Source organism: Roseivirga sp. 4D4, from assembly GCF_001747095.1.
Classification (GTDB): Bacteria; Bacteroidota; Bacteroidia; order Cytophagales; family Cyclobacteriaceae; genus Roseivirga.
Window position 1 is genome coordinate 2,373,839 of sequence record NZ_MDGP01000001.1, and the last position, 13,183, is coordinate 2,387,021.

At 42.1% G+C, this 13,183-nt stretch carries 12 protein-coding genes; 5 read left to right on the plus strand and 7 right to left on the minus strand.

Features of this window, described 5'->3' with window-relative positions:
* Positions 1-20 precede the first annotated feature (20 nt).
* The 3 genes from BFP97_RS10395 (at position 21) to fabD (ending at position 4,311) form a co-directional block, all read left to right on the plus strand.
* On the plus strand, positions 21-2,885 hold the full coding sequence (locus tag BFP97_RS10395) for a gliding motility-associated C-terminal domain-containing protein (protein WP_069842354.1): 2,865 nt from the start codon (positions 21-23) through the stop codon (positions 2,883-2,885).
* Between the two features lie 86 nt (positions 2,886-2,971).
* Positions 2,972-3,394 (plus strand): thiol-disulfide oxidoreductase DCC family protein, encoded by a 423-nt coding sequence (locus BFP97_RS10400; RefSeq protein ID WP_221406600.1) that lies wholly within the window; start codon positions 2,972-2,974, stop codon positions 3,392-3,394.
* A 44-nt stretch (positions 3,395-3,438) separates the two neighbouring features.
* The gene (gene fabD / locus BFP97_RS10405) at positions 3,439-4,311 is read left to right on the plus strand and encodes an ACP S-malonyltransferase (protein WP_069842355.1); all 873 of its coding nucleotides are present in this window, start codon (positions 3,439-3,441) and stop codon (positions 4,309-4,311) included.
* Positions 4,312-4,352: 41 nt separating this feature from the next.
* Here the strand turns inward: fabD and folK are convergent, their stop codons facing one another.
* Positions 4,353-4,844, minus strand: a complete 492-nt coding sequence (gene folK, locus BFP97_RS10410) for a 2-amino-4-hydroxy-6-hydroxymethyldihydropteridine diphosphokinase (RefSeq protein WP_069842356.1) — start codon at positions 4,842-4,844, stop codon at positions 4,353-4,355.
* A 75-nt stretch (positions 4,845-4,919) separates the two neighbouring features.
* Here folK and bioB point away from each other — a divergent pair, with 75 nt between their 5' ends.
* A complete protein-coding gene (gene bioB, locus BFP97_RS10415; RefSeq protein ID WP_069842357.1) occupies positions 4,920-6,023 on the plus strand; it encodes a biotin synthase BioB in 1,104 nt (367 codons plus the stop codon).
* Between the two features lie 30 nt (positions 6,024-6,053).
* On the opposite strand, the gene BFP97_RS10420 is transcribed toward bioB, so the two are convergent.
* The 6 genes from BFP97_RS10420 to BFP97_RS10445 all read right to left on the minus strand — a co-directional run bounded on the left by BFP97_RS10420 (position 6,054) and on the right by BFP97_RS10445 (position 12,521).
* The gene (locus tag BFP97_RS10420; protein WP_069842358.1) at positions 6,054-6,653 is read right to left on the minus strand and encodes an outer membrane beta-barrel protein; all 600 of its coding nucleotides are present in this window, start codon (positions 6,651-6,653) and stop codon (positions 6,054-6,056) included.
* Between the two features lie 38 nt (positions 6,654-6,691).
* Positions 6,692-7,579 (minus strand): flavin reductase family protein, encoded by an 888-nt coding sequence (locus tag BFP97_RS10425; protein ID WP_069842359.1) that lies wholly within the window; start codon positions 7,577-7,579, stop codon positions 6,692-6,694.
* Between the two features lie 41 nt (positions 7,580-7,620).
* The gene (fahA, locus tag BFP97_RS10430; protein ID WP_069844277.1) at positions 7,621-8,892 is read right to left on the minus strand and encodes a fumarylacetoacetase; all 1,272 of its coding nucleotides are present in this window, start codon (positions 8,890-8,892) and stop codon (positions 7,621-7,623) included.
* An 84-nt stretch (positions 8,893-8,976) separates the two neighbouring features.
* On the minus strand, positions 8,977-10,110 hold the full coding sequence (gene hppD, locus BFP97_RS10435) for a 4-hydroxyphenylpyruvate dioxygenase (protein ID WP_069842360.1): 1,134 nt from the start codon (positions 10,108-10,110) through the stop codon (positions 8,977-8,979).
* A gap of 13 nt (positions 10,111-10,123) precedes the next feature.
* Positions 10,124-11,284 (minus strand): homogentisate 1,2-dioxygenase, encoded by a 1,161-nt coding sequence (locus tag BFP97_RS10440; protein ID WP_069842361.1) that lies wholly within the window; start codon positions 11,282-11,284, stop codon positions 10,124-10,126.
* A 10-nt stretch (positions 11,285-11,294) separates the two neighbouring features.
* Positions 11,295-12,521 carry a Glu/Leu/Phe/Val dehydrogenase dimerization domain-containing protein gene (locus BFP97_RS10445; protein ID WP_069842362.1) on the minus strand — a complete coding sequence of 409 codons (1,227 nt, stop codon included), beginning with the start codon at positions 12,519-12,521 and terminating at the stop codon, positions 11,295-11,297.
* Between the two features lie 172 nt (positions 12,522-12,693).
* On the opposite strand from BFP97_RS10445, the gene BFP97_RS10450 reads away from it, so the two are divergent.
* The gene (locus tag BFP97_RS10450; protein ID WP_069842363.1) at positions 12,694-13,158 is read left to right on the plus strand and encodes an Lrp/AsnC family transcriptional regulator; all 465 of its coding nucleotides are present in this window, start codon (positions 12,694-12,696) and stop codon (positions 13,156-13,158) included.
* Positions 13,159-13,183: the final 25 nt, after the last annotated feature.

The following is a 13,183-nucleotide window of genomic DNA, read 5'->3' on the forward strand; positions in this document are numbered from 1 at the left end:
ATCAATAAACCAAAACTGCCATGCCTTCCTCAAAAAGATCAGGCAAAATTGCTGTACTCTGCATTGCCTTACTCCTATGCATATCTTCAATAGCAAAAGCAACACATATTCGAGCAGGAGATGTTTGCATTGAATTAATATCTCAGACAAACCTTACATACAGATTCACATTCACGCTTTATACTGACTTAGGGTCACAAGTTAGAATTGGACAGGGAAATCCAATTGTTCGTTTTGGTGATGGCACATCTATAGAAGGAGAAGGTGCTATAATTGCACAGGCAGAATCTATAACGCGATCAGAAATAAGTGATGAAGTGGGCAAAGTTGTTATGGTCTTTGTTCATACTTACCAAGCCCCAAGTACTTACATAGCCAGTTATACTGAACAGAATAGAAATGAAGGCATTATCAATATTCCCAATTCTGTAGACACACCTTTTCACATTCAAGGAGTAACGCGGATTGAGCCAGGTAACACCGTTAATTCATCACCAAAACTATCTATCCCCCCTATTGACAAAGCATGCGTTGGACAAGCTTACCTTCATAATCCTGGTGCTTTTGATCCTGATGGTGACAGCCTTGTATTCAAAATCGTATTACCGCAATTTGCCCTAAATCAAAACATTCTGGGTTATACCGATTTGGACGATCCTAGTATCACCAATGAACGCGAGGATGGTTCAAACCCCGCCTTCCTACAAATAGATCAGAAAACGGGGCTCTTAACATGGGATGCTCCACAATTTGTAGGCGAATACAATGTTGCCTTCATTGTAGAAGAATGGCGTTTCTCAGAACTAAGGCAAGAATGGGTGCAACTAGGTTTTGTAACGCGCGACATGCAGATTCTTGTAGAAGATGAATGTCAAAACGAAAGACCTGAAATTACTGTACCAATGGATCTATGTGTAGAAGCTGGTACAAACATTAGGGAAGTTATTATTGGAAGCGATCCTGATGGACACCCAATTTCTCTAGAAGCCTTTGGTGGTCCTTTCGAAATCAATAATAGCCCAGCTACTATTTCTCCAGACGAATCATTTATCGCCTCCCCGCAAGAATATGAATTTAACTGGCAAACAAATTCTTCTCATATCAGAGAACGTCCATATCAAATTCAATTAAAAATATCTGATGAGCCATCTGATGAAGATGGGCCGAGCCTTACAAGTTTTGAAACATGGAATATTACTGTAGTGGCTCCTGCACCTACCGGCTTGAGTGGCGTACTAACTAATAATAGTGGTGTTCAGCTCGTTTGGGACGAATATGTTGCGACAAACTTAAATCCAGTGATCCAAGTTTGGAGACGAATTGACACCTTCGATTTCTCGCCTGATGAATGTAACACCGGTATTCCTGATGGAGCTTATGAATTAATAAAAGAAGTGCCATCAGCACAAACAAATACTGTTGACAATGAGAATATCAGAGCTGGAACGAAGTATTGCTATCGTCTTGTAGCTAAGTTTCCATTACCGAAAGGTGGTGAAAGTTATGCATCTACCGAATTCTGTATAACAGCACCAATTGACAGAGCACTTATAACGAATGTCAGTATTGAAGAAACTGATGGATCGAATGGTGAAATCTTCATTAGGTGGACACCTCCTTTGGATATAGACACCAATGTATTTCCTCCTCCATATCAATATAACCTCATGCGATTTGAAGGACTTTCTGGTGCTAATAACGGAACACTAGTCACCACCACGCAAGACAACTCCTTCGTGGACACAAACCTAAATACACTAGATGAATCCTATAATTATAGAGTAGAACTCTACACTGCCGCTAACCCAGACAACCTGATTGCCGTTTCCGAACCTGCTTCAACTGTTAGACTTTCCGCACTGACTATACAAAATGCCATTGAGATTAATTGGAGAGCCAATGTACCATGGAACAATAGAGCAGAATCGGCACCTTACCATTACATCTATAGAAACCGTACTGATACCGATGCCTCTGACGCTCAAAACTTTGTATTAATTGATAGTATAAACAGTAAAACATCGAGTTTCATTTACAATGACACTGGAAGATTTAATGGTATAGCGCTTAAAGAAGAGGTTGAATACTGCTATTTCGTAATCACACAAGGAAGCTATGGCAACGATCAAGTCGAGAGTCCCTTGCTAAACAGTTCTCAGCAAATCTGCGCAGTACCTGGTGATGAAGTTCCTCCAAACGATCCCGACATTCTGGTTGATAATAATGAAGATCGGATTGATATTGATGGAAATTCAGTAGTACTGGTTACGCCTAAAGACTGTCAGAATATAGTCAATACCCCATGTAATTATGATAACTTCTCCAATACGGTGCGATGGAATCAGAATAATACTGATAATGATATAGCCGGGTATAGAGTTTATTTTTCGGAAAGTGGCCTCGACAATAGTTTTGCCTTTTTGGACTTTACGGAAGATACAGAATACGTGCATGGTGGATTATCATCACTAAAAGGTTGCTATCGCATTACTACTGTTGATCGGTCAGGGAATGAAAGTGGGTTCAGTGAAACCATTTGTTTTGATAATTGTCCATTCTATCGCTTGCCGAACACATTCACTCCTAATGCTGACACCAGAAACGATACTTTTAGTGCTTTTAACCAACCAAATTCAGAGTGTCCACGTTTTGTTGAAGAAGTTGAGTTTCGTGTATTTAATCGATGGGGTGGAAAAGAAATTTATAGCTACTCCACTTGTGGTGAAACGGAGCCTGACATATTTATTAATTGGGATGGCCGTGATAAGTCAGGCAACCCCTTACCGGAAGGAACATACTACTACCATGTCATTGTTACCTTTAACGTACTTGATGAAGCCAAAAGAACTCAGGAGTTCAGAAACTGGGTTAAGATATTCAGATAACCTTTAATACCCCTGCTAGTTTGTATACAAAAGGAACTTACTGCTAGCGGAGCATTGTTACTTTTGTAGTGTTAACTGGTTAGTCATTGAATAAGCAAGTCGAAATAATAGAACAAGACATACTCCTCTTTGACGGGGTTTGCAACCTGTGCAACAGCTCTGTTAATTTCATCATAGACCATGATCCTAACAGTCATTTTCGTTTTGCTGCACTCCAATCAGAGTTTGGACAAAAGAAGCTGAAAGAACTTGGCTATGATACCAAGGAGTTTGATAGCTTGGTACTATTGAGCCAGGGAAAAGTCTATAAGAAGAGCTCAGCCGCACTGCGCATCGCAAAGAAGCTCAATGGCCTGTACCCAGCTTTATATGTATTTATGATTGTCCCTCCCTTTCTCAGGCATTGGGTTTACGATATCATTGCAAAAAACCGATATAAATGGTGGGGTAAACGCGATTCTTGTCGAATACCTACCCCAGAGCTTAAGTCAAGATTTGTGGAAGCTTGATGATTATTCATTAGCTTTGCCACACCCAAACAAACCCATTTGAAATGACTGCATATGTATTTCCAGGTCAGGGAGCACAGTTCCCGGGAATGGCCAAAGATTTATACGATTCATCAGCTGAAGCAAAGCAATTATTAGAATCCGCAAATGATATTCTTGGTTTTCGCATTACCGATATTATGTTCGAAGGTACTGCAGATCAACTAAAAGAAACGAAGGTTACTCAACCCGCCATTTTCCTACACTCAGTGGTGTTGGCGAAAATCTCAGAAGACTTCAAACCAGACATGGTTGCAGGGCATTCATTAGGTGAGTTTTCAGCACTAGTTGCCAGTGGTGTTCTTTCTTTCGAGGATGGTTTAAGACTTGTATCCCAAAGAGCCTTGGCTATGCAAAAAGCTTGTGAGATAAACCCATCTACTATGGCCGCTATTCTTGGGTTGGAAGATCAGGTAGTGGAAGACTTATGTGCGTCTATCGATGAAGTTGTTGTGGCCGCTAATTACAATTGCCCAGGACAACTGGTAATTTCAGGGTCTCACAAGGGAATTGAGATCGCTTGTGAAAAGGCAAAAGAAGCTGGGGCAAGAAGAGCCTTACCCCTTCCTGTTGGTGGAGCATTCCATTCGCCATTGATGGAACCTGCTAGAGAAGAGTTAGAAAAAGCAATTGACGCTACAACTTTTAGCCAAGGTATTTGTCCAATCTATCAAAACGTTACAGCCAAGGCTTCGACTGACTTGGAAGAGATCAAGCAAAACCTAAAAATCCAACTGACAGCACCAGTAAGATGGACACAATCCGTTCAGTCCATGGTAGCCGATGGAGCCACTCACTTTGTAGAGTCTGGACCAGGTAAAGTGCTTCAAGGCTTAGTCAAAAAGATCCACCGTGAGGCAGAAGTTAGGAGCATTTAGCTTCTAGCTTCTAGCTTCTAGCTTCTAGAGTCGACTCTATTTCAGATAACCGGTTCGTAATGCTTCACTTCGAGTTTGTCTTCGCAGGCTCGAAGCATTTCGCTCTGCGATAAAGACAAAACAGGGTGGACTAGTTCGGGAATTATTTCAACCATTGGCTCCAAAGTAAACCTCCTGTTCTGGATTTCAGGATGAGGAATCTTAAGTTTCTCTTGATCAACAATGGTATCACCAAAGTATAGGATATCGATATCAATGAGTCGTTCGCCCCATTTGATCTTCTTCACACGCCCCATATTGGACTCTATTTGCTGCAAAAGCTCCAGAAGTTTCTCAGGAGTTCTGGACGTTTCGATTTCAATCACCTGATTAAGAAAAGAAGGCTGGTCTTCAATACCCCAGGCGGCAGTCTCATAAATGGAGGATTCCCTTCTAATAGCAACCCGATTAGCCACGAGTAGCTCGATCACTTTCTCAAGGTTCTTGGTTTTATTACCAAGATTGGTTCCCAATAGTAAATAGATGCCCGTCATATTGGTCAAATATAGTATTAGTTATTGGAGTTGATTAGGCAGGTCACTATTTTGCCGAGACTTTAAATCGAAAGAATGAGTGAGATCAGACACGACTGGACAAAGGAAGAAATTCTCGAAATATACAATAAGCCATTATTGGAATTAGTTTATGAAGCAGCTACTGTTCATAGAAAATATCATAACCCGAATGAGGTTCAGGTAAGTACTCTCTTATCTATCAAAACTGGTGGTTGTCCAGAAGATTGTGCCTACTGCCCTCAGGCAGCGAGGTATCACACAGATATCGAAACTAATGATTTGATGACTGTTGATCAGGTCAAAGCACAGGCCTTGCGTGCAAAGTCATCTGGTTCATCAAGGGTATGTATGGGTGCCGCATGGAGGAATGTTGAAGATGGTCCTGAGTTTGATCAGGTCTTAAACATGGTACGCACCATTAACTCACTGGACATGGAGGTATGCTGTACCTTAGGAATGTTGAGTGAAAGTCAGGCCAAAAGACTCGCTGAGGCAGGTCTTTATGCCTATAACCACAACCTTGATTCTTCGGAAGAATACTACAAAGAAATTATCTCAACCCGCGGTTGGGAGGATCGCCTGGAAACCTTGAATAATGTTCGCAAAACGAATGTAACCGTCTGTAGCGGGGGTATTATAGGGATGGGTGAGTCCATTGAAGATAGAGCAGGCATGCTCTTAGCATTAGCTTCATTAAGCCCTCAACCGGAGTCAGTGCCAATTAATGCGCTGGTTTCTGTAGAAGGCACACCACTCGAAGAGCAACAAATTGTACCGATCTGGGATATGATTCGTATGGTAGCTACCACTAGAATTGTATTACCATCAACGACAGTGAGACTTTCAGCAGGGAGAACAGAGATGAGCAAAGAAGGACAGGCCTTCTGTTTTATGGCTGGTGCGGGATCAATATTTGCAGGAGATAAACTCTTGACCACTCCAAACCCAGATGTAAATGAGGATATGGAACTCTTCAATATCCTGGGTATCAACCCAATGAAGCCATATGCTAAGGGGGCCAAACCCACTCCTCTACCACAGGAAGAAATGACCCCTTCAGTCGATGAGAAGGTGAAATGGTCGAGACCTGGCCACCGTATTGAAAAGAACGTGGAAGCCACCAAAAAGGCTAATAAAAAAAGAAAGGAAGCTATATAGCTTCCTTTCTTTTTGATTTCGATTATTGGCTTAGAACAATTTAAAACCAATCCCTAATACAATTTGGCTAGGTCTCTCGTCAGTCGAAAAACTGTTACCACCAACTGTAATAGCATCGCCAAATTTTTCACTTAGGCTGCCCTCATATTTCAAGTCAATAGCAAATTTTAAGATATCAATACCAATACCAGCTTGAAAGCCAACATTTGTACTGCTATAATTATCCTTAACATCAGTTACCAAACCAGCAACATCACTTTCAGCACTTGTTAAAAAACTGAGTGATGGGCCAGCATTTATCCTTAATGGGCCAATCTTTCCACCAATCATAATAGGTACATCCACACGATTGAAAGAGAGATCCACATTCTGAGCACCAGACGTTATTGTAGACTCTGTTTTACTAAAGAGTAGTTCAGGCTGTACATAAAGACCAATCACAGGCACTTTGACTCTTGCGAATATTCCATACTGGAAACCAAACTCTGCATCACCTTCTTGTACATTCGCGATTTCCTCTCTCAAGTCCAGGTTAGATGAAATCAAAGTTATTCTTGGCCCCAATGTTACCTGAGCCGATGCACCAAAGGTTACAGTTATTAGTGCTAATGTTAAAATGAGTTTTTTCATATGTTTTGTTTTTAATGGTAGTTAGTTTTCTAAAAAATCTAGCTGCCCTGCATTAAGGTCAGCCAAGCTTTTTCAAGGTCATTTTCATTCAAATAACCCTGAGCTAATTCATGCAAATGGTATTCCAAAGATTCCTGGTCATTGACAAAACGAGATTTAATCTCTTGTATTTCAGGAGTCTCCGAAAATGCAAATATGCGATCATTTTCGGGGATTTTTTCAATATTTCCTAATCTCCCTAGATTATTGCCAGTGAGCACTGAACTATTGCGGATGGCAGCTGGTATTTGATCTACACCAATACCCAGATTCCTATTGGGCTTTGGAAGCTTAAAAATAGCCTCACCATTGGCTCTGCAATACCAATCTCCCCCCATTCTACCTACAAGGTCAGTTTTATAGGGATCTGGCTTGCCGTCATCTCCAAGTACTCCGTCCTTTATATGTGCAAGTACTATCTCACAAACAATCAGGTTTCCTGCTCCAGCATCCTCACCCAAATGAATAACCTCCTTCACCTTACACTCAAAAGCAGCAATGGACTCACCAACCCTAGGTGGCTTCACGATTTCTGAGTCTACTGCAGTCAAACCCGATTTGACAAACTCATTCACTCCTTTGGCGTAAGCCGTACTACTCAAAGACATTTGTTCCACCACATCAAAGCTGACCACGTTGATCACGATCTCCTTTGTTGCCATGGCATTCAAGAGTGTATGCTTCAACTTCAAATCCCGTGGTTTAGCGGGTGACAAAATTAGTGTTGGTGGATTCGTACTGAAAACATTGAAAAAACTATAAGGGGCTAGATTAATCTGTCCCCCCTCATCGATGGTACTCGCCCATGCGATAGGTCTCGGCCCAATACAACCTAATAGCTGAGCGTGTAAATCAGGAGTAGATATTTCTTTTGGATCAATTCTCATTCTATTATTTCATTAGGGTATCCATGAGTCGGAGGAGACGTTTACTTGGCCGGAAGCACTTTTGCTTTAACCTCTCCAAAGCCCACACGAACTCCGTTCTTTTCTGCATGCCCTCTCATGATCACAGTGTCTCCATCCTGAATGAACTTCCTTTCCGATCCATCCTTCATAGGAATTGGTTTGGTGCCTCTCCATGACAATTCGAGCATAGAACCATAAGCGCTTTCTTCTGGTCCTGAAATGGTACCAGAGCCATACATATCACCCACCTGCATATTGCAACCGTTGACCGTATGATGTGCGAGTTGCTGCCTAACATTCCAGTACATGTGCTTGAAGTTCGAATTCGAAACCGTTGTTTCGTCCGATCCATCCGGCTGAATACCCACCTCTAGTTTTACATCAAAGTGGGTCGCTTCATCATACTTCAAATAGGGCAGTACTTCAGGATCTTGTTCTGGACCATCTACCATAAAGGGTTCAAGTGCATCCATGGTTACCACCCATGGTGAAACATGTGAAGCAAAATTCTTAGCAAGGAATGGCCCAAGAGGAACGTATTCCCATTTCTGAATATCGCGTGCCGACCAATCATTCAAAATAACAAAGCCAAAGATGTAGTCATCCGCTTCATTGGTAGAAACCGGGTCACCCAAAGGGTTTTCCTTACCGGTGATATAGGCCATTTCCAATTCGAAGTCTAACAACCTGCATGGACCAAAAGAAGGTGCTTCAGCGTCATCAGCTTTCGTTTGTCCTTTGGGTCTGTGAAATGGTGTACCCGAAACTACAATTGAGGATGCTCGACCATGATAGCCAACAGGAATATGCTTCCAGTTAGGCATTAATGCATTCTCAGGTCCTCTGAACATTGTCCCCACATTAAAGGCATGCTGTTCTGAAGAATAGAAATCTGTATAGTTCGGTACGTTTACAGGCATCAGCATTTCCACCTCGCGCATGTCATAAAAAGCCCTAGCTTTCAATGCTTCATTATCTCGGAGTTCGGCATTGCCTTCTTCAAGCAAATCCGAAAGCCTATCTCTGACGCTTCGACAAACTGCCTTTCCTAAGCCCATAAATTCATTAAGGGTCGATTTGGTGAAGACTCCTGTTGGAAGTCCTAAACCATCCAGTAGTCCTTCTTCTTGAAGCGCGGATAAGTCTAAAACCTTATTTCCAATGGCAGTCGCTGCTCTCGGGCCGTCATTATTAGATTTAAATATACCGAACGGTATATTTTGTATTGAAAAGTCACAATCACTAGGTAAACCTACCCATGATTTTCTATTTGGATCGTTTGCTTTGATCATAATATGCTCCATTGACGTCATCAGCCTCCCTAAATCCCTCCAAAGGAGGGACCACCTTCCCCTCTGGGGAAGGCAGGATGGGGCCTAAAGTGTATTCCTTAATTCTTGTTCTCTTTCTATTGCTTCAAAGAGTGCTTTGAAGTTGCCCTTACCAAAAGACTGTGCTCCCTTTCTTTGAATAATTTCAAAGAACATGGTTGGTCTGTCCAGTACTGGCTTTGTGAAAATCTGAAGTAAATAACCTTCATCATCCCGATCGATCAGGATGTTTAGATTTTTCAGTGGTTCAAGATCTTCATCTATTTCTCCTACCCTATCCAATACATCATCGTAATAGATCTCAGGTACTTTCAGAAACTCCACTCCTCTTGCTCTCAAGGCACCAACAGTTTCAATGATGTTATCCGTGGCCACGGCAATATGCTGTACACCCGCACCATTATAGAAATCGATGTATTCCTCGATCTGTGACTTTCTTCTGCCCTCTGCCGGTTCGTTAATTGGGAACTTAATACGTCCAGTTCCATTACTCATCACCTTACTCATCAGTGCAGTGTACTCGGTCGAGATGTCTTTATCATCAAATGAAACGAGCTGGGTAAAACCCATCACTTTGGCATAGAAATCACACCATTTGTTCATCTCGCCCCAACCCACATTACCTACCATATGATCGATGTATTTCAAGCCGACCTCTGATGGATTGTAATCAGATTCCCATTTTTCAAAGCCTGGCATAAAGACACCACTATAATTACTGCGCTCTACAAAAATGTGGATCGTTTCACCATAGGTATGAATACCTGACTTCACCACATAGCCATGGTCATCCTCCTCTTTATTGGGCTCCATGAAAGAGACTGCACCACGTTTAGTGGTTTCTTCCCAGGCCTTGGTGGCATCATCTACCCACAACGCAACAACCTTCACGCCATCACCATGCTTATTGATGTGCTCGTTGATAAGTCCGTCCTGTTTTAATGGGGAGGTCAATACAAGTCTGATCTTGTCCTGTTGTAACACATAAGAAACTCGATCCTTTAAACCCGTTTCAAGTCCTGCATAAGCTACCGACTGAAAACCATAAGCCGTTTTGTAGAAATGAGCAGACTGCTTAGCATTGCCCACGTATAGTTCTACATAATCAGTTCCATTAATTGGAAGGAAGTCTTGCGCTTCCTCAAATATTTTCTCTCCAGAATAAGTCGTATTCTCCATTATCTATTTATTCTTAATCTTCTAACCAGGATTTATGATAATCCTTTACCAAAATCTTCATTGCTTCTTCAGTCACCTTCAATGGTTTGAAAGTGTCCACCATTACGGCAAGTTCGGCCGTATCCTTTACTCCTAAACTTCTTTCCATTGCTCCTGGGTGCGGACCATGCGGTATACCTGCAGGGTGCAATGTAATCTGACCTCTTTCTATATTATTTCTACTCATAAAGTCACCATCCACATAGTAGAGTACTTCATCAGAGTCGATATTACTATGATTATAAGGGGCAGGAACGGCCTCGGGGTGATAATCGAAAAGCCTTGGAACAAAGGAGCAAACGACAAATGCGTCTGTCTCAAAAGTTTGATGTACCGGTGGTGGTTGATGCACGCGACCAGTGATGGGCTCAAAGTCATGGATCGAGAATGCGTATGGATAATTGTATCCATCCCAGCCTACGATATCGAAGGGGTGACTTGCATAGACATATTCATGAATCATACCCTCTTTCTTAACCTTAATAATAAAATCACCCTTTTGATTATAGGTCTCCAAGTGCTGCGGTCTTCTAATATCTCTTTCACAGAAAGGCGAGTGCTCAAGCATTTGGCCAAACCAGTTTCTATAACGCTTAGGCGTATACATGGGTCGGTGCGACTCAACGATAAAAAGTCTATTGTCCTTGGTGTCGAAATCAATCTGATAGATCATTCCACGAGGAACCAAAAGATAATCCCCGTAACCGAACTCAATGTTCCCGAGTTGGGTCCTCAAAGTACCCGAACCCTCATGAACAAAGATCAACTCATCACAATCCGTGTTTTTGTAGAAGTAGTCTCGTAGTGACTCTTGAGGAGAGGCCAAAACAATGTGGCAATCATTATTAACCAAGACTGCAGTTCTGCTTTCTAGATAATCTGCCTTAGGTGGAACCGAGAATCCTTTAAGCCCTAAGGAAAGCATATTCTTTTCTACCGCAATCTTTGGAGAAACATCATATGATTTGACGACCTCCTTCACCTGGGTTGGTCTTTGCTCATGATACATGAGTGATGACATCCCATCGAAGCCGATCGTACCGAAGAGCTGCTCATAGTAGTAGCTCCCATCAGGTTTTTTGAAAGTTGTATGTCTCTTATGAGGAATCTTACCGAGTTGATGATAAAATGGCATAGGCTAAAATTTATACAAGTTGGTTGAGTGAGTGATTAAGTGCTCTCTGCGAGATACCTTTAGTATCAGAAGACAAATCGTAAACTGTTTGTAATCCTTCGCGAATTACTTCTGATGTATCCTCAAAAATCGCTTCATCCGTCAATGCCACTCCGCCTTCCATAAGATACGCAAAAACCCGCGCCATTCCACAATTGGCGATAAAGTCCGGAATAACCGAAAGGTTCTCATCCGCATACAAACCCGTCTCTCCAAAGAAAATCTCCGGATCGTTAAATGGAACATTCGCCCCACAGGAAATCACTTCTAGTTTTGTACCGATCATTCTGTCAACTTGCTCCTTCGTAATCAATCTCGAAGCAGCAGCCGGAACAAAAATTTCGAAGTCCAGATCCCAAATACCTTGATTCACCTCGTCAAAGGAGATCATGTTTTCGGCATGAAGCTGGTTGCCATTTCGATTCACAAACAGATCACGAATTTCTTCAAGGCTAAAGCCTTCTTGATTCAGCAAACCACCTTCCTTATCAATGATTCCTACAATATTCACTCCCATTTGAGCCAAGTAGTAACCGGCTGCAGCGCCTACATTACCCCAACCTTGTATGACCGCTCTCTTTTCTTTGTAATTACCTCCCCAAATATCATAGTAATGGTGAATCGCCTGGGCCACACCAAATCCCGTGATCATATCTGCCACTTTGTACTTCTTGACCACATCTGGTGAATACTCTGGATTCTCGATCACCTTCACCACACCATTACGCAGCTGTCCGATCCTATTGATCTTTGATGCCTCATTAGGTTTGAAATGACCATTGAAGACGCCCTCCTGCGGGTGCCAAATTCCCGCCTCTTCGGTCATGGCGATTACCTCATGAATTTCATCCACATTCAAATCACCTCCTGTACCGTAGTAGAATTTTAACAAAGGACTCACTGCGGCAAACCATCTTTTGAGGACTCCTTCCTTGCGAGGATCATTTGGATCGAAATTAATGCCCGATTTAGCACCACCAATAGGAGGCCCTGAAACCGTAAACTTCACCTCCATTGTTTTGGCCAGCGACTCGACCTCACGCTTGTTCAAACCCTTGCGCATCCGAGTACCACCACCGGCAGCCCCACCTCTGAGCGAGTTGATGACCACCCAGCCTTCTGCTTCAGTTTCTTGATCGCGCCATTCGAAGACGATTTCAGGTGGTTTATTTTCGAATTTTGAGAGTAAATCGTTCATAGGAATCTCTTGATTTCAGGATAATTACAAAGCTAAAATTAAAACCAACCTTAAGTTTATATCCACTAAATCAGAATCAAAAAATAGACGATTCATCTATTTTATCTCACTCATAAAGAATATTCAAGCATAAAAAGCCTAATTTTAGCGTCTCTAAAGAAAATTCAACTGAATGAAGCTCGATCAGACAGACATCAAGATATTAGAAATACTCCAAGCCGATGGCCGCATTACCACAAAGGCGCTTGCTGAACAACTGAACCTATCCACAACCCCAGTATTTGAAAGGGTAAAACGCCTCGAGAAAGACGGAATCATCAAGCAGTATGTCGCCTTAGTTGACAACCGCAAACTCGACTTGATTCTCACAGCCTTCATCTCCATTAGCCTCACCAAACATTCCAGGTCATACCTCGACAAATTCGTGAATGAAATCAACCAATACCCTGAAGTTATGGAGTGCTATCATATTGCTGGAAACTTTGATTTCTTATTAAAGATTGTGGTGAAAAACATGGAGAAATACGAAGCATTTATTCTTACCAAGCTTTCCACCATTGCTAATCTCGGTCAGGTACAGAGTTCCTTTGTGCTATCTAATAACATTCACAAAACGGCCTATCAACCAGCACTTTGATCTTGATTTTAGGACCTAAAATCAG